General features: G+C 74.7%; 10 protein-coding genes and 1 pseudogene. 9 read left to right on the plus strand and 2 right to left on the minus strand.

Going from position 1 to position 17,136, the window contains the following annotated elements:
* Positions 1–67: 67 nt before the first annotated feature.
* From ACFV8H_RS35370 to cobA, 8 genes are all read left to right on the plus strand, one after another.
* Positions 68–586 (plus strand): GNAT family N-acetyltransferase, encoded by a 519-nt coding sequence (locus ACFV8H_RS35370; RefSeq protein WP_380408069.1) that lies wholly within the window; start codon positions 68–70, stop codon positions 584–586.
* A gap of 549 nt (positions 587–1,135) precedes the next feature.
* Positions 1,136–2,176 (plus strand): methionine ABC transporter ATP-binding protein, encoded by a 1,041-nt coding sequence (locus ACFV8H_RS35375; RefSeq protein WP_380408071.1) that lies wholly within the window; start codon positions 1,136–1,138, stop codon positions 2,174–2,176.
* A 5-nt stretch (positions 2,177–2,181) separates the two neighbouring features.
* Complete coding sequence (locus tag ACFV8H_RS35380) at positions 2,182–2,910, plus strand: methionine ABC transporter permease (protein WP_380408086.1); 729 nt, start codon at positions 2,182–2,184, stop codon at positions 2,908–2,910.
* A gap of 58 nt (positions 2,911–2,968) precedes the next feature.
* Positions 2,969–3,793 carry a MetQ/NlpA family ABC transporter substrate-binding protein gene (locus tag ACFV8H_RS35385; RefSeq protein ID WP_375890929.1) on the plus strand — a complete coding sequence of 275 codons (825 nt, stop codon included), beginning with the start codon at positions 2,969–2,971 and terminating at the stop codon, positions 3,791–3,793.
* A gap of 208 nt (positions 3,794–4,001) precedes the next feature.
* On the plus strand, positions 4,002–4,637 hold the full coding sequence (locus ACFV8H_RS35390) for a GNAT family N-acetyltransferase (protein ID WP_375890931.1): 636 nt from the start codon (positions 4,002–4,004) through the stop codon (positions 4,635–4,637).
* A 163-nt stretch (positions 4,638–4,800) separates the two neighbouring features.
* Entirely contained in the window at positions 4,801–6,057 is a 1,257-nt protein-coding gene (gene cbiE, locus ACFV8H_RS35395) for a precorrin-6y C5,15-methyltransferase (decarboxylating) subunit CbiE (RefSeq protein ID WP_380408074.1), read from the plus strand.
* Between the two features lie 484 nt (positions 6,058–6,541).
* Positions 6,542–10,543: a nicotinate-nucleotide--dimethylbenzimidazole phosphoribosyltransferase gene (cobT, locus tag ACFV8H_RS35400; RefSeq protein ID WP_380408076.1), complete on the plus strand. Its 4,002-nt coding sequence runs from the start codon at positions 6,542–6,544 to the stop codon at positions 10,541–10,543.
* 105 nt (positions 10,544–10,648) lie between these two features.
* On the plus strand, positions 10,649–11,896 hold the full coding sequence (cobA, locus tag ACFV8H_RS35405; protein WP_380408078.1) for a uroporphyrinogen-III C-methyltransferase: 1,248 nt from the start codon (positions 10,649–10,651) through the stop codon (positions 11,894–11,896).
* Positions 11,897–11,933: 37 nt separating this feature from the next.
* On the opposite strand, the gene ACFV8H_RS35410 is transcribed toward cobA, so the two are convergent.
* Positions 11,934–14,675 carry a SpoIIE family protein phosphatase gene (locus tag ACFV8H_RS35410; protein ID WP_380408080.1) on the minus strand — a complete coding sequence of 914 codons (2,742 nt, stop codon included), beginning with the start codon at positions 14,673–14,675 and terminating at the stop codon, positions 11,934–11,936.
* 89 nt (positions 14,676–14,764) lie between these two features.
* Between ACFV8H_RS35410 and ACFV8H_RS35415 the strand changes: the two genes are divergently transcribed.
* Positions 14,765–15,571: a TrmH family RNA methyltransferase gene (locus ACFV8H_RS35415; RefSeq protein ID WP_380408082.1), complete on the plus strand. Its 807-nt coding sequence runs from the start codon at positions 14,765–14,767 to the stop codon at positions 15,569–15,571.
* A 595-nt stretch (positions 15,572–16,166) separates the two neighbouring features.
* On the opposite strand, the pseudogene ACFV8H_RS35420 reads toward ACFV8H_RS35415, so the two are convergent.
* Positions 16,167–17,136: pseudogene (locus ACFV8H_RS35420) on the minus strand (hypothetical protein); the annotation flags it as partial.

The following is a 17,136-nucleotide window of genomic DNA, read 5'->3' on the forward strand; positions in this document are numbered from 1 at the left end:
TCGGATACTGAGCGTGAGCGCGCCACCCTCTGCGCGCCGGGCACGACGACTGGGGAGGCCCCTCCACATGGGCATGAGCGTGATCATCTCGGCCGCTGCGGCCGAGGACGCGGAGCAGATCCTCAAGCTCCAGTACCTGGGCTACCAGCCCGAGGCGGAGCTGTACGGCGACTGGGCGATCGAGCCCCTGACCCAGAGCCTGGAGAGTCTGCGAGCCGAACTGACCGAGCAGCACGTCCTGGTCGCCCGGCTGGGCGACGAGGTGGTGGGCGCCGTCCGCGGCCACGTCGACGCCGAGGGCATCGGCCGGATAGGGCGTCTGGTGGTCCACCCCCGGATGCAGCGGCACGGCCTGGGCGGCCGGCTGCTGGACGCGCTGGAGCGCCGGATGGCCGAGGCGCCCCACCCGGTGACGGCCTACCGGCTGTTCACCGGGCACCGGAGCCTCGGCAACCTGCGGCTCTACGCCCGCCAGGGCTACCGGCAGACCGCCGTCGAGCAGGTGACCAGCCGGCTGAGCTTCGTGCACCTGGAGAAGTCCGCCGCGACCTCGCTGGCCGAGACCTCGCTGGCCGCGACCGCCTGAGCTCCGCCCGCCCCCGGCAACCTCGACGCCGCCACCATCCGGACGCCCCGGTGGCGGCGTCGAGTCGTATCCCCCCAGCTCCGCGCGGGTCGTGTCCGCAATGCGGACAGCCCTGTCGAACAATTGGGCGCTGTACGACTCATCTGTTTTACTGGCTCACATGACTGCGACGACGAACTGGACCCCCACCGGCACGCTGCCGGCAGGTGAGCGTGCCATGTGCCGTCGAATGTGTCACTGCTGAGGGCCATCGCCCCCGGGCACCCCGTCGAGGGTGCCTCCTCCTCGCGCCCCGAAGCGAGAATCCGGCGTCGCTCCCGCCCGTGCGAGCGCGCCCTCCTCCCGGAACCCTCCCCTCCGGCGTGCCCGCCCACCCGCGGCCGTCGATGACTCGTTAGGGCCACGCCGTCGCGCGGCCCGGTCGTTCTACGGCCACGATCAAGGGGTGGCAGGTCCGGATCCCCCTGGCGGGGCGTCGCAGGACACCGCCGACCGCGACCCGGTCGGCCGGTGGACACCGCCGCCCGCCCCCGACCCACGGAAGCACCTGTGATCACCACCACGGACCTGACGAAGGTCTACCGTTCCCGAGGCCGCGAGGTGACCGCCCTCGCCGGCGTCGACCTGCACGTCCGCCCGGGCGAGGTCTACGGAGTCGTCGGCACCAGCGGTGCCGGCAAGTCCACCCTCATCCGCTGCGTGAACATGCTGGAGCGCCCGACCTCCGGCACGGTCACCGTGGACGGGGTCGACCTGACGGCGCTGTCCGGCGGGGAGAACCGGGCCGGCAAGGACCTGCGCGAGGCGCGCCGCCGGATCGGCATGGTCTTCCAGCACTTCAACCTGCTCTCCTCCCGTACGGTGCAGCAGAACGTCGAGCTGCCGCTGGAGATCATCGGCCTGGACCGCACCCAGCGCCGCCGCAAGGCCGCCGAGCTGCTCGACCTGGTCGGCCTCGGTGACAAGGCCCGCAGCTACCCCAACCAGCTCTCCGGCGGCCAGAAGCAGCGGGTGGGCATCGCCCGCGCCCTGGCCGGCGACCCCAAGGTGCTGCTCTCCGACGAGGCCACCTCGGCCCTCGACCCGGAGACCACCCGCTCGATCCTCAAGCTGCTGCGCGACCTCAACCAGCAGCTGGGCCTGACGGTCCTGCTGATCACCCACGAGATGGACGTCATCAAGTCCGTCTGCGACTCCGCCGCCCTGATGCGCGGCGGCCGGGTGGTGGAGTCCGGCGAGCTGACCGACCTGCTGGCGGAGCCCGGCTCCGAGCTGGCCCGCGAGCTGTTCCCGTTGAGCGAGTTCGGCACCGGCCACCCCGGTACGACCGTGCTGGAGATCACCTTCCAGGGCGACGCCCCGGCGCAGCCCTTCGTCTCCCAGCTGGCCCGCACCTACCAGATCGACATCAACATCCTCGGCGCCGCCGTGGAGACGATCGCGGGCCGGATGGTCGGCCGGATGCGCGTCGAGCTGCCCGGCGGCCACCAGGACAACGTGGTGCCGATCGGCTACCTGCGCGAGCAGGGCCTGCAAGTGGCCCTGCTCGATTCGGACGGCAACGGCAGGGCGAACGGAGCGGTGGCATGAGCGGCCTGAGCTGGGACCAGATGCAGGACCTGATGTGGCCGGCCACCCAGGAGACCTTCCAGATGGTCGGTGTCGCGACCCTCTGCACGGTCGTGCTCGGCCTGCCGCTCGGGGTGCTGCTGGTGCTCACCTCCAAGGGCGGGGCGCTGCAGAACCAGCCGGTGAACAAGGTGCTCGGCGCCGTCGTGAACCTGGCCCGTTCGCTGCCGTTCATCATCCTGATGATCGCGCTGATCTCCTTCACCCGGTGGCTGACCGGCAACTCCCTCGGCTGGCAGGCGGCGACCGTGCCGCTGACGGTCGGTGCCATCCCGTTCTTCGCCCGGCTGGTGGAGACCAACGTCCGGGAGGTCGACCGCGGCCTGATCGAGGCGGTGCAGGCGATGGGCGGCAGCACCTGGACGCTGGTGCGCAAGACGCTCGTGCCCGAGGCGCTGCCCGGCATCGTGGCCTCCGTCACCACCACGGTGATCGCCCTGATCGGCTACTCCGCGATGGCCGGCACGGTCGGCGGCGGCGGCCTCGGCGACCTCGCCTACCGCTACGGCTACCTGCGCTTCGAGACCACCTTCATGTGGATCATCGTGGCCGAGATCGCGATCATCGTCACGGTGATCCAGCTGGCCGGCGACTACGCCGTGCGCCGGCTCGGCGACCGGGGCCGCGGCGGCGGACGCACCCGCCTGCTCCGCCCGCGGGCCACCACCCCCGACGAGGACCTCGTCGCCTCCTAGACCTCCTTCGTCCGACCTCCGGACGCGGCTCCCCGCACCACGCAGAAAGGCACTTTTCGTGCGCAACGTTCTGAAGTTCTCCAGTGTCCTCGCCACCGCCGGCCTCGCCCTGTCCCTGGCCGCCTGCGGCAGCTCGGGCTCCTCCTCCTCGGACCCGAACGCGCCGCTCAAGGTCGTGGCCAGCCCGACCCCGCACGCGCAGATCCTCAAGTTCGTCCAGGACAACCTCGCGGCCAAGGCGGGCCTCAAGCTCGACATCAAGGAGGTCACCGACTACGTGACCCCCAACACGGCGGTGCAGGACGGTTCGGCCGACGTCAACTACTTCCAGCACGTCCCGTACCTGGACGACTTCAACAAGAAGAACGGCACGGACATCGTCCCGGTCGAGCCGGTCCACCTGGAGCCGCTCGGCGTCTACTCCAAGAAGGTCAAGTCGATCGGCGACCTGCCGTCCGGCGCCACCATCGGCCTGCCCAACGACGCCACCAACGAGGGCCGCGCGCTCAAGCTGCTCGCCGACAACAAGCTGATCACCCTCAAGGACGGCGCCGGCACCGCCGCCACCCCGGCGGACGTGACGGCCAACCCGAAGAACTTCAAGTGGAAGGAGCTGGAGGCGGCCCAGCTGCCCCGCTCCATCGCCGACCTCGACGCCGCCGTGATCAACGGCAACTACGCGCTCGACTCGGGCCTCAAGCCGGCCACCGACGCGCTGGTGCTGGAGAAGGCCGAGGGCAACCCGTACGCCAACATCATCGCCGTCAAGAAGGGCAAGGAGAACGACCCGCGGGTGAAGAAGCTGGCCGAGCTGCTGCACTCCGACGAGGTGAAGAAGTACATCAACGACACGTTCCAGGGTTCGGTCATCCCGGCCTTCTGAACGACCTGATCGTCGTACGGTCATACCTTGTGACGCCCGACCGGGCCCCCGCCGCACCTCGGCGGGGGCCCGGTCGGGCAGTATGCACCAGGGACACCACGGCAGACCGGGTTCTGACGTACCGTCGTGCGCGCGGCGCACCGCATGGCAACCGGGGCGTGACGGAGGCGTACGGTGTTGTGTTCACGACCCGGCGAGGAGAGACGGCATGGCAGCGAGCTTCCCCGAGACCGCCATCAGCACCGAACGGCTGCTGCTGCGGCCCCTTGCGGAGGACGACGCCCCGGGGCTGGCCACCATGATGGCCGACGACCTCGTACTCGCCTGGACCGATCTCCCGCACCCCTTCACCGAGGAGTACGCGACCGAGCTCGCCCGCACCCTCGCCCCCGCCCACCGCGCCCACGGCCGCGGCATCGTCTTCGCCGTCACCGAGCACCTCACCCAGCGCCTGGTCGGCCTGGTCGAACTGCGCAACACCGACTGGCGGCTGCGCAGCACCGAGATCTCCTACGTCACCGCCGCCTGGGCCCGCGGCGAGGGCTACGCCCCGGAGGCCGTCCTCGGCGTCGCCCAGTGGCTGTTCGAGGACCGCGACTTCCTGCGCCTGGAACTGCGCACCGCCGCCGGGAACACCGCCGCCCAGCAGGTCGCCCAGAAGATCGGCGGTATCAGCGAGGGCGTGCTGCGCAGTGCCTGGATAGTCCGCGGCGAGTCCGGGGAACTCGTCGCGGAGACCCGCAGCGACCTGATCCTGTGGAGCCTCCTCCCGGAGGACCTGGAGTCGCCCGAACTGCACCGCGACGGCTGGCACGGCGACCACCGCTACGTGCTCCGCGACTGATCCGCCACGCCCTTCCCCGCTGGTCACCCCCGCGGCGCGGACATGTGTGCGAGTTGTCGACCTCAGGGGGACGGTACCCGGTAGCCTCTCCACCGGCGCCGCACAGCCGGCGCGAAGAGCCGCGCGAGGAGTCGCGCAACGAGCCGAGGGAGAACGGCCGCAGATGGCTGACCGGATCACGGTCATCGGGTGGGACGGCACGCCACTGACCGAGGCCGCCGGCGCGGCCCTCGCCGCGGCGACCCTGGTCGCCGGAGCCTCCTACCAACTGGACGCCCTCCCGGTGCCGGAGGACGCCGAGCGGATCGCCCTCGGCAACATCCAGCAGGCCGCCCGCACGATCGCCGAGCACCGCGGCGCCGCCGTCGTGGTCGCCGAGGGCGACCCGGGCTTCTTCGGCGTGGTGCGCACCCTGCGCCGCCCCGAGTTCGGCCTCGAACTCGAAGTCCTGCCCGCCGTCTCCTCCGTCGCCACCGCCTTCGCCCGGGCCGGGATGCCCTGGGAGGACGCCCAGGTGGTCAGCGCCCACGGCGGCCGGCTGCGCCGCGCGGCCAACATCTGCCGCGCCCACCCCAAGGTCGCCGTGCTCACCGCCCCGGGCGCCGGTCCGGGCGAACTCGCCCTGATGCTGCGCGGGGTGCACCGGACCTTCGTGGTCTGCGAGGCCCTCGGCACCCCGGAGGAGGACGTCACCGTCCTCACCTCCGACCGGATCGCCGACCACGTCTGGCGCGACCCCAACGTGGTGCTGGTGATCGGCGGCGGCGCCCAGGCCGGCGCGGTCGGCGAGGCGGCCGGCTGGCTGGCGGGGCGCCCGCTGGGCTACCCCGGCGCGGAACGCGGCTGGGCGCTCCCCGGCGACGCCTACGCGGGCGCCGGGCGCACGGAGGGCGAGCCGGGCGCGTCGGAGGCACTGCCCGCGCACGTGCGCGCCCTGGTGCTGGCCCGTCTGGGTGCACGTCCCGGCGACCTGGTCTGGTCGGTCGGCGCGGGCAGCGGCGCCCTCGCGGTGGAGGCGGCCCGGTTCGGCGCCGCCGTCGTCGCGGTCGAGGCCTCCCGCTCGGCCTGCGCCCGGCTCACCGTCAACGCCCGCCGCTACGGGGTCGAGGTGGAGACGGTGTACGGGCAGGGGCCCGAGGTGCTGGGCGGACTCCCGGAGCCCGACGCGGCGGTGGTGGAGTCCGGCGACCTGGACGTGGTGCGCGCGGTGCTGGCCCGCAGGCCGGAGCGCTTCGTGGCGCTGGCCCGGACCTTCGCCGAGGCCGAGGAGGTCCACCGGGCCATCGTCGGGGCCGGCTACCGCGCGGACGGCGCGCTGCTGCAGTCGACCCCGCTGCGGGCCGGCGAGGAGGGCGGCGCACTGGCGCTCGGGGCGGGCGCGGGCGGCGCACTGCTGCTCTGGGGTGAGCAGATCGTGTGAAGGCCTCGGGTGCGGGCCGGGGCCGCCGGACCCACCGCGCGGTGATCCAGGTCGCATCCGGACACTGATTCGAGAGGTCACCGCGCCGGGCCGGTAGTGTGGCGTCCCAGGCGGTTCCATCCGCCGACGACCCACCCGATTCGGTCGGTTTGTCACCTTTTTGACGTGGTGCAATCCGGTTCCGCTCGAAGTGTGGGCAATTCGACGGGCCGCGTGCCGGACCTGGAGAATGCCGTAGGGTCCGGTGCGGTCGTGCCGGTTGCTCCGGGTTGTCGTTGACTCAGATGGTGCACCGCCTTCACCGGCGGTGCCCGGGCCGGGGTGCCGCAGCGCGCCGGAAGGACTTGGGCCGCAGCGCCACGGCGCGGCGGCCACGTGTGGTTGAGGGGCGGGTCGGTGCAGGCCCGGCCCGTGCGGATGGGCGCTGCGGTCGGTGGATCGCGTCGCCAAGGGGCGCGGCAGCGGCCTGGAAGGAGCTTTGACAATGACCGATGGCGGCCACGTCCCGGGCGAGGGACTGCCGGAGCACCTGCACGCCGGGCCCGACCCGCTCGGCGGACCGGAGGGCGTCGCGGGCGTTGCACCTCTGCAGGGCGTCGCGACCGACGGCGGCGTGATCCCCAACCCGGCGGCGCCGCTCGGCGTCCTGTCGGGCGCGGTGCCCCCCGGCGCGGGCGTGATCCCGCCGCAGGGCCAGCCGAACTTCACCGCCCCCGGCGTGCCGGCCCCGGCCGCCCCGGGCGACGGCTGGGCCGTCGACCAGGGCGCCCAGCGCCCGGCCTTCCACTTCGTCGACCAGCCGGACGGGCTGGACGACGAGGACGACGTCCTGCTGATGCCCGGCCCGCAGGGCTCCTGGGGCGCCGAGCAGGCCCCGTTCGCGCAGCCGGACGGCACCCCGGTCGAGCCCTCCTGGCCGCCGGTCGACCCGCCGGTGCTCGGCGGCGAGCAGTTCCAGCAGCCGCCGGCGCAGGGCGCCCAGGCGCAGCCGTACCCGCAGCAGCCGATGACGCAGGCTCAGCAGCCGCGGCGTCCGCTGCACGCCGGCCCGCCGATCCCGGACCCCTCGCTGATGACCGGCCAGGTGCCGGTCCGTTCGCTGGCCGACCGCGGCCCGTCGCAGGGCGGCACGCCCGCGCACGGCATCCCGGTCGTCGGCCGGCCGCCGATGGGCGAGCCCGTCGTGCAGGCTCCCGGCGTCGTGCCGCAGGCCGCCCCGGTGGCGCCCGCCGCGCCGGTGCCGCCGACTCCCTCCACGGTCGAGGGCGGGCCGGAGGTTCACCAGGTCGCCCAGGCCCAGGGCTACCAGCAGGTGCCGCTGGCCTCGCCGCCGGTCGAGGGCCTGATGGCGGTCGAGGCGATCGGTGCGATCGAGGTGATCGAGGTCGTCGGGACCCCGGACGCCGTCCTGGCCGCGCCGCCCGCCGAGGGCGTTCCGGTCCAGCCGGCCGCCGAGGGCGTTCCGGTCCAGCCGGCCGCCGAGGGCGTTCCGGTCCAGCCGGCCGCCGAGGCCGTCCAGCCGGACCCGGCCGTCGTGGTCGAGCCGGTCGCGGCCGAGACCGTCGCTCAGCCGGCCGCCGAGGCGGTCGCGGTGGAGAGCCCCGCGGTCGAGACGGTGCTCGTCGAGGCCCCGGCCGTGGAGATCCCCGTCGTGGAGACCGTCGCCGTGGAGACCGCCGCGGTCGAGGGTGCCGCCGTCGAGGTCGTGGCCGTCGAAGGTGCCGGCGAGTCCGCCGCGCCCGTCGAGCCGGCCGAGGTCCCCGCCCCGGCCGGTCAGCCGCGCCGGATCTCCGCCTTCCTCGCCGCGCCGACCCCGCACGGCCTGCCCAAGGTCGAGGCGGCCCAGCAGGCCCCGGCGGCCGTCGCGGCGGTCCAGGAGCAGACCGTCCCCATAGCGGTCGCCGACGCGCCGCAGGCCGCCGAACAGGCCCCTGCCGTCGAGCAGGCCCCGGTTGCCGAGCAGGCCCCTGCCGTCGAGGCGGTCCAGGAGGCCGGACAGCCCGCCGAGGCCGCGCAGGCGGTCGTCGCGGAGCCGGTGGCCGAAACCGCCGCCGGTACGGGGGAGATGCCCTCCGGTCAGGTCGTCGCCGAGGCCGCCGAGCAGGACCCCGCCGCCGAGCCGGTCCAGGCCGAGGCCGTCGTTGTCGAGCCCGTCGCTGTCGAGGCCGTCGGTGCCGAGGCCGTCGTTGTCGAGTCGACCGCCGAGCACTCGGAGCAGGCCGAGCAGCCGCAGCCGGAGGCCGTCCCGGCCGAGCCGGCCGCGGAGACCCCGGCCGAGCCGGTCCCCGGGCAGCCGGAGCAGGCCGATCAGCCGACTGCCGAGCAGGCCGCCGCCGCGCGGCCCGTCGAGGCCGTCGCGCCCGAGGCCGCGCAGCAGCCCGTTCCCGAGCAGGTCACCGAGGCCGTCGAGACCGTCGAGACCGCTGAGACCGTCGAGGTCGTCGAGGTCGTCGAGCAGCCCGCCGAGGCCCCGGCCGCCGAGCAGCCGCAGCCGGAGCAGGCCGAGCAGCCCGTCGCCGCCGGACCGGAGGCCGTCCAGGAGGAGGCCCCCGCCGCCGAGCAGCCGCAGCCGGAGGCCCCGGCCGCCACCGAGCAGCCGCAGGCCGACCAGCCGTCGGCCGAGCAGCCCGCCGACCAGCCGCAGGCCGACCAGCAGCCCGAGGCCGCCGTCGAGCCGACCGACGCCCCGGCCGCCGAGGACGAGCAGCCCGCCGAACCCGCCGAGCCCCGCGGCCCCGCCGCCCCCGGCTACGACGACGCCGGCCGCGACGCCGTCCACCAGGTGATCCGCGAGCGCCGCGACATCCGCAACGGCTTCCGCCCCGACCCGATCCCGCACGAGGTGCTGATCCGCGTCCTGGAGGCGGCCCACACCGCCCCCAGCGTCGGCTACTCCCAGCCCTGGGACTTCGTGGTCATCCGCTCGGCGAAGACCCGCCGGAAGATGCACGCCCTGGCCGAGCGCCAGCGCGAGGCGTACGCGGACTCGCTGCCGAAGGGCCGGGCCAAGCAGTTCCGGGAGATCAAGATCGAGGCGATCCTCGACACCCCGGTGAACATCGTGGTCACCGCCGACCGCACCCGCGGCGGCCGGCACACCCTGGGCCGGCACACCCAGCCGCAGATGGCCCCGTACTCGGCCGCGCTGGCCGTCGAGAACCTCTGGCTGGCCGCCCGTGCCGAGGGCCTGGGCGTCGGCTGGGTGAGCTTCTTCGACGACGAGGAGCTGGTCCGCGAGCTCGGCCTGCCCGAGCACCTGGAGGTCGTCGCCTACCTGTGCGTCGGCTTCGTCGACGAGTTCCCGGACGAGCCGGAGCTGGAGCAGCAGGGCTGGGCCAAGAAGCGCCCGCTCGCCTGGGTGGTGCACGAGGAGCAGTACGGCAACCGCGCGCTGCCCGGCGAGGAGCCGCAGAACCTGCTCGCCGACACCCTGCGCGGAATCCGCCCGCTGGACGCCAAGGCGCTCGGCGAGGCCTGGGACCGCCAGAAGCGGATGACCAAGCCGGCCGGCTCGCTCGGCATGCTGGAGATCATCTCCGCCCAGCTGTCCGGCCTCTCCCGCAAGTGCCCGCCGCCGATCCCGGAGCCCGCCTGCGTGGCGATCTTCGCGGGTGACCACGGCGTGCACGCCCAGGGCGTCACCCCGTGGCCGCAGGAGGTGACCGCCCAGATGGTCGGCAACTTCCTGGCCGGGGGAGCGGTGATCAACTCCTTCGCCAAGCAGATCGGCACCGAGGTCTGCGTCGTGGACGTCGGCGTCGCCGCCGAGCTGCCGCAGGCCGTCCAGCAGGGCCGGGCCACCGGCCTGCTGCCGCGCAAGGTCAAGCCCGGCACCGACGACATGACCCAGGGCCCGGCGATGACCCGCGAGGAGGCCCTCCAGGCCATCGAGGTCGGCATCGAGACCGCCCGCGACCTGGTCGCGGCGGGCAACAAGGCGCTGGTCACCGGCGACATGGGCATCGCCAACACCACCGCCTCGGCCGCCCTGATCTCGGTGTTCACCGGCCTCGACCCGGCCGAGGTCACCGGCCGCGGCACCGGCATCGACGACGAGACCCACGCCCGCAAGGTCGAGGTCATCCGCGCCGCGCTGGCCCTCCACCAGCCCGACCCGAACGACCCGATCGGCGTCCTCTCCGCCGTCGGCGGCCTGGAGCACGCGGCCATCGCCGGCTTCCTGCTGGGCGCCGCCTCGCTGCGCACCCCGGTGGTGCTGGACGGCGTGATCGCCGGTTCGGCCGCGCTGGTCGCCAAGGCGATCGCCCCCGAGGTGCTGGCCGCCTGCATCGCCGGCCACCGCTCCGCCGAGCCCGGCCACCAGGCCGCGCTGGCGAAGCTCGGCCTGCGGCCGCTGATCGACCTGGACCTGCGGCTCGGCGAGGGTACCGGTGCCCTGCTGGCGCTGCCGCTGGTGCAGAGTGCGGCCCGCGCGATGCACGATGTAGCCACCTTCGACTCCGCCGGGGTCACCGAGAAGGCCTGACGCACCACCTCACCGCTCCGCGGACCGGCCCGAGGGCGCGCCGGCCCGCGGAGCGGCGTATCTCCGTACTTCCCCACACCCTCATCCCGATCAGGAGCACCGCCGATGAGCGCGCCCACCCCGCACCCCAGCACCGAGGGCCTGACCCCCTACCCGGTGGGCCTGCTGCTGGCCGGCCGTCGCGTCGTCGTGGTCGGCGGCGGACAGGTCGCGCAGCGGCGGTTGCCCGCTCTGATCGCCTCCGGCGCCGACCTGCACCTGATATCTCCCGCCACCACCCCGGCCGTCCAGGCCATGGCCGACGCGGGCGAGCTGACCTGGCACGCCCGCCCGTACGCGGACGGCGACCTGGCCGGGGCCTGGTACGCCCTGGTGGCCACCGACGACCCGGCGGTCAACACGGCGGTCAGCGCCGAGGCCGAGCGCGAGCGGGTGTTCTGCTCCCGCAGCGACGACGCCTCCGCCGCCTCCGCCTGGACCCCGGCCAGCGGCCGTGACGGCGGCGCCACCGTCGCGGTGCTCACCGGCGACCCGCGCCACTCCGCCGCCCTGCGCGACGCCGTCGTCGGCGGCCTGCGGGACGGCTCGCTGGCCGCCCGCTCGTACCGCACCCGCGGCGCCGGCGTCGCCCTGGTCGGCGGCGGCCCGGGCGACCCGGACCTGATCACCGTGCGTGGCCGCCGGCTGCTCGCCGACGCGGACGTGGTGGTCGCCGACCGCCTCGCCCCGCGCGAGCTGCTCGCGGAGCTTCCCGAGCACGTCGAGGTGATCGACGCCGCCAAGATCCCCTACGGGCGCCAGATGACCCAGGAGGCGATCAACCAGGCGCTGATCGACCACGCCAAGGCCGGGAAGTTCGTGGTCCGGCTCAAGGGCGGCGACCCGTACGTCTTCGGCCGCGGCGGCGAGGAGCTGCTGGCCTGTGCCGAGGCGGGCATCCCGGTCACCGTGGTGCCCGGGATCTCCAGCTCGATCAGCGTCCCGGAGTCGGCCGGCATCCCGGTCACCCACCGCGGCCTGACCCAGGAGTTCACCGTGGTCTCCGGCCACGTCGGCCCGGACGACCCGCGCTCGGTCACCAACTGGACGGCCGTCGCGGGGATGAGCGGCACCCTGGTGCTGCTGATGGCCGTGGACAAGATCGGCGCCATCGCCGCCAAGCTGGTCGAGCACGGCCGCCCGGCCGACACCCCGGTCGCGATCGTCCAGGAGGGCACCACCGCCGCCCAGCGCCGGGTGGACGCCACCCTGGCCACGGTCGCCGCCGTGGTCGAGGCCGAGGGCGTCAAGCCCCCGGCGGTCATCGTGGTCGGCGACGTGGTCAACGTCCTGGCCGCCGCCTTCCAGCGGTAGCAGGCCCACGGAGTGGGAAGTCGGCCCGTCCGACTTCCTACTCCAACGGCTGCTCCGTCCAGATGACCTTCCCGGTCGCCGTGTAGCGCGTCCCCCAGCGGTCCGCGAACTGCGCGACCAGGAACAGCCCGCGCCCGCCCTCGTCCTCGGTCGCCGCGTACCGCAGGTGCGGCGAGGTGCTGCTGCCGTCCGACACCTCGCAGATCAGCGAGCGGTCGCGGAGCAGCCGCACCCGGATCGGCCCGGAGCCGTACCGGATCGCGTTGGTCACCAGCTCGCTCAGGATCAGCTCGGTGACGAACGCCGCCTCGTCCAGCCCCCAGTCGGCCAGCCGCCGGGCCACCTGCGCCCGGACGGCACCCACCGCCGCCGGGTCGGCCGGCACCTCCCACTGCGCGACCCGGTCCGGCGCCAGCACCCTGGTCTCCGCCACCAGCAGCGCGATGTCGTCCTGCGGGTGCGCCGGCAGCATCGCCCCGAGCACGTCCGCACAGGTCTGCTCGGGCGTCCTCGGCGGCCCGCTCAGCGTCGTCCGCAGCAGCTCCAGGCCCTCGTCGATGTCCCGCTCGCGGTCCTCCACCAGCCCGTCCGTGTACAGCACCAGCCGACTGCCCTCGGCCAGCTCCAGTTCGACGGTCTCGAACGGCAGCACCGCCAGCCCCAGCGGCGGCCCGGTCGGCAGCTCCGGGTACGTCACCCGGCCCTGGGGGTCCACCACGGCCGGCGGCGGGTGCCCGGCCCCGGCCAGCGTGCAGCGCCGCGACACCGGGTCGTAGATCGCGTACAGGCAGGTCGCCCCGGTCAGCCCGGCGCTCCCGGCGCCGCCCGCCTCCTCCTGGTCGATCCGGTTCACCAGTTCGTCCAGATGGCCCAGCAGCTCGTCCGGCGGCAGGTCCAGCGTCGAGAAGTTGTGGATCGCCGTGCGCAGCCGCCCCATCGTCGCCGCCGCGTGCAGCCCGTGCCCGACCACGTCGCCGACCACCAGGGCCACCCGGGCGCCCGGCAGCGGGATCACGTCGAACCAGTCCCCGCCCACCCCGGCCTGGGCCGGCAGGTAGCGGTGCGCCACCTCCAGCGCGCTCTGCTCGGGCAGGCTCCGCGGCAGCAGGCTGTGCTGGAGGGTCACCGCCATCTCGTGCTCCCGGGTGTAGCGACGGGCGTTGTCGATGCACACCGCCGCGTGCGCCACCAGCTCCTCGGCCAGCGTCAGGTCCTCCGGCTCGAACGGCTCGGCCCGGTCCGCCCGCCAGAACCGGACCACCCCCAGCAGCACCCCGCGCGCCCGCAGCGGCACCCGCACCAGCGAGTGCACCCCGTACGCCAGCACCCGCGCCGAGCGCTCCGGGTCCTGCTCCCGCCAGCCCCGCGCCTCGGCCAGCCGCGGCTCCAGCCCGGGCGCGCCGCTGTGCAGCGCCCCGGCCAGCGGGGTGGCCGGCACCACCTCCAGGACCGTCCCCACCGGGTGGAACGGCGCGTCGTCCCTGATCCCGGCGAGCGCGGTGCGGCGCATCCGGCCCAGCGCGCCGACCGGCGGGGGTTCCTCGCCCGCCAGGACCTGCTCGGCCAGGTCCACCGTGACGAAGTCCGCGAACCGCGGCACCGCGACCTGCGCGAGCTCCTCCGCCGTCCGGGTCACGTCCAGCGAACTGCCCACCGTCAGCCCGGCGTCGTACAGCAGCCGCAACCGCCGCTGCGCGCCCTCGGCCCGGCCGGTCAGCGCCATCAGCTCGGTGGAGTCGCGCAGCGTGGCGACGCAGCCGGGCGGGCCGCCGTCCCGGTCGGTCAGCCGTACGTTCACGGCGAGCAGCCGCTCCCCGGCCAGCACCACCTCGTCGCTCACCGGCCGGTCGGCGGTCAGCAGTTCCAGCGGCGCGGGCTCCAGGCCCAGCTCGGTCACCGGGCGGCCCTCGGCGTCCGGCGGCAGGTCCAGCAGCCGGCGCGCCTCGTCGTTGCAGAGCAGCAGCCGCCCGTCCCCGCCGACGATCATCACGCCCTCGCGCACCGCGTGCAGCACCGCCGCGTGGTGCTCGTACATCCGGGTCATCTCGACCGGGCCCAGCCCGTGCGTCTGCCGCCGCAGCCGCCGGCTGATCAGCGCCGTCCCCAGCGTGGCCAGCCCTATCGCGCCCGCCGCCGCGCCCAGCACCAGCGGCAGCTGGCGCTCGCTCGCGGTGGACACGTTGCTCAGGGTGACCCCCGCCGAGACCAGCCCGACCACCGAACCGTCCGGCGCGTACACCGGGACGACCGCCTGCACCAGCGGGCCCAGGGTGCCGGTGAGGTGCTGGGTCACCACCTGGCCGTGCAGCGCCGGCTCGTACGTGCCGATGAACTTCTGGCCGATCCGGGCCGGATTGGGGTGGGTGTAGCGGATGCCCTGGTTGTTCAGCACCACGATGAAGTCCACACCCGAGGAGATCCGCGCGGACTGCGCCTTCGGCTGGAGGATCGCGGTCGGATCGGGGGAGCGCAGCGCGTCCACCATGCCCGGCGAGTTGGCGAAGGCCTGGGCGACCGCCACCGACCGGTTGCTCGCCTCGTGGTCGGCGTCGTTGTGCGACTGCACCACCAGCGCCACCGCGGCCCCCGCGACCAGCAGCAGCACGATCAGGATCTGCAGCGCGAACACCTGTCCGGCCACCGACCAGTGCCGGTCCGGTCTCGACCGCTTCGCGCGTGGCAGCTCTAGCCGACCGTGTGGGCGCCCACCGGGGGAGCCGGCGTCGCCGGTGGCACCAGAGGCCGACGGAGCCCAGGATCGGCCCGGATTTCGGGCCATACCGTCATATTTGCACTCCGAGTAGCCCGGGACCACCCCGTCACCTCCGCCGTTTGGCCTTCCCCGTCCCGGCTTGGCAAGATCACAGGGTGTCCGAACCCAGCACCATCACCGACCCGGCCGACCCGCGCCTCGCCGACTACACCGGTCTGACCGACGTCGAACTGCGCCGCCGCCGCGAACCCGTCGAGGGCCTGTTCATCGCCGAGGGGGAGAAGGTCATCCGCCGCGCCCTCGCGGCCGGCTACCGGATGCGGTCGATGCTGCTCACCGCCAAGTGGCTCGACGTGATGACCGACGTCATCGCCGAGGCCGACGCCCCGGTCCACGTCGTCGAACCCGGCCTGGCCGAAGCCGTCACCGGCTACCACGTCCACCGCGGCGCCCTCGCCTCGATGGAGCGCAAGCCCCTCCCGGACGCCGCCGACCTGCTCACCGGGGCCCGCCGGGTCGCCGTGCTCGAAGGCCTGGTCGACCACACCAACCTCGGCGCCATCTTCCGCAGCGCCGCCGCCCTCGGCATGGACGCCGTCCTGCTCTCACCCGACTGCGCCGACCCGCTGTACCGCCGCGCGGTCAAGGTCTCCATGGGCGCCGTCTTCGCGGTTCCGTACGCCCGCCTCGACCCCTGGCCCGCCGCCCTCGACACCGTCCGCGACGCCGGCTTCACCCTCCTCGCCCTCACCCCCGCCGACACCGCCGTCGACCTCGCCACCCTCGCCCCCCACACCCTCCCCAGGACCGCCCTCCTCCTCGGCGCCGAAGGCGACGGCCTCACCCCCCGCGCCATCGCCGCCGCCCACCACCCGGTCCGCATCCCCATGGCCCACGGCATCGACTCCCTCAACGTCGGCGCCGCCGCCGCCGTAGCCTTCTACGCCGTCACCACCCCCTGACCCCCAGAGGTCGCCCCGCCACAGGCCGCTCACCCGGCGAACCTGGTGCCACCCTTGGCCGGCACCAGAAGTCGGCCGGTTCGACTTCTGCTGCGCCCCCGGAAGCTCTTGCACCTGCTCAAGGCCCGTTACCTGCGCCGAAAGTCGGCAGCCCCGACCCCCGCCGCTCGCCCGGCGGGCCGGCACCAGAAGTCGGCGAGCCCGACTTCTGATGCCCGCCGCCTGTACCGCGCCGGCTACCTCACCACTGCGGCCCTGCTCAACCTCTCGCGCCCGCCCGCCGCCAACGCCTCGGGCTGCCCACCAACCCCCGCCGGGCCCCAGAAGTCGGCCAGCCCGACTTCCTGTGCGGTCTTTTCCAGGCCCGATGTCGCCGCTGCTGTGCCGGAAGCCGCTCCGCTCGCCGCAGGACCACCCGGTCAGCCGCGCACCCTGAGCCCGCAGCCCCGCCGCCGCACCAGAAGTCGGCCGGGCCGACCTTCTGTGCTCGACTCCGACGAGCCGCCGCCGGGGCTGTGCCGTCCACCTCACGCCCTTGGCACAGGGCGAGGCACCAGAAGTCGGCCAACTCGACTTCCTGTGCCAGCTCGCCCGCTCAGCCCGTCGGGGCGGTGGGTGGGGCCGGGGCGGCGGCGGGGGGAGGGGCGGTGAGGCCGGTGCCGCCGGAGGCGCCGGCGCCGGGCCAGGACTCGTCGAGGGTGCCGTCGGCCCGCGCGGTGTAGCGGGTGGAGATGATCGCGCCGGTGGCGGCCACGCGTTCCTCGCGGACGACGGCACTGCCGTCCAGGCGCCAGGCGGCGGTGGCCTGCGGGTCGGCGGTGGAGGTCCGGGAGGTGGTGGCCACGGGCGAGTCCCCGGCGAAGGTGTAGAGCTGGACGAGGTCGACCGGAGCCGATCCCTCCACCCGCCGCAGCACCACGACCGCGGCCGGCTGCCCCTTGTACCGGGCGGGCAGGACGGCGCTCAGCGCGATCTGCGGCCCGCCGCCGACCGAGCGCCCGTCCTTCAAGGTGACGGCCGGCCCGCCCGCCGCGTCGGGGTAGCTGCGGTTGGGCCAGTCCACCACGGGCCCGGGCCCCTGCGCGGGCGCCAACGCACTGTCCGCGGTGCCGCGCGCGGCGGCCGGGAGCGGGGTCGGGAGCGGGGTCGCCGAGGCCTGCGGCGCGACGTCCACGGAAGTCCCGGGCACGGCCAGTTCGCCGCCACCGCCACCACCGCCACCGCCGCCGCCCGTACCCGCCGTCGCGCTCTGCCCGACCGCCGGTCGCGCCCCCTGGTTGCTCCGGTTCTCGCAGCCCTGGGCCGCCGCGATGGCCAGCGCGACGCCGATCGTCACGGTGACGAAGACGACCAGCCGCTGCCGCAGCAGCCGCTGCCGTGCCGTGCCGGGCCGTCCGCCGGGTGCGGGGGTGTGCTGCCGGTCCCGGGGGCGGGGCCGGGCCGGCGGCGGGGTCTGCGAGCGGTCCCGCAGCCGGCGGGTGACGGGCGTGGCCTCGGGCCGGGGGAGCGGGGCGCCGTGCGGCCGCCGCGCGGCGCCCGCGGGCGCCTGCCCGCCCGGCCGACCC

Origin of the sequence: Kitasatospora sp. NPDC059827, from assembly GCF_042731675.1 — a bacterium.
Classification (GTDB): domain Bacteria; phylum Actinomycetota; class Actinomycetes; order Streptomycetales; family Streptomycetaceae; genus Kitasatospora.

Coding starts and splice junctions, on each gene's coding strand:
- ACFV8H_RS35370 (WP_380408069.1), top strand. CDS start 68: ATGGGCATGAGCGTGATCATCTCGGCCGCTGCGGCCGAGGACGCGGAG.
- ACFV8H_RS35390 (WP_375890931.1), top strand. CDS start 4,002: ATGGCAGCGAGCTTCCCCGAGACCGCCATCAGCACCGAACGGCTGCTG.
- cbiE (WP_380408074.1), top strand. CDS start 4,801: ATGGCTGACCGGATCACGGTCATCGGGTGGGACGGCACGCCACTGACC.
- cobT (WP_380408076.1), top strand. CDS start 6,542: ATGACCGATGGCGGCCACGTCCCGGGCGAGGGACTGCCGGAGCACCTG.
- cobA (WP_380408078.1), top strand. CDS start 10,649: ATGAGCGCGCCCACCCCGCACCCCAGCACCGAGGGCCTGACCCCCTAC.
- ACFV8H_RS35410 (WP_380408080.1), bottom strand. CDS start 14,675: ATGGCCCGAAATCCGGGCCGATCCTGGGCTCCGTCGGCCTCTGGTGCC.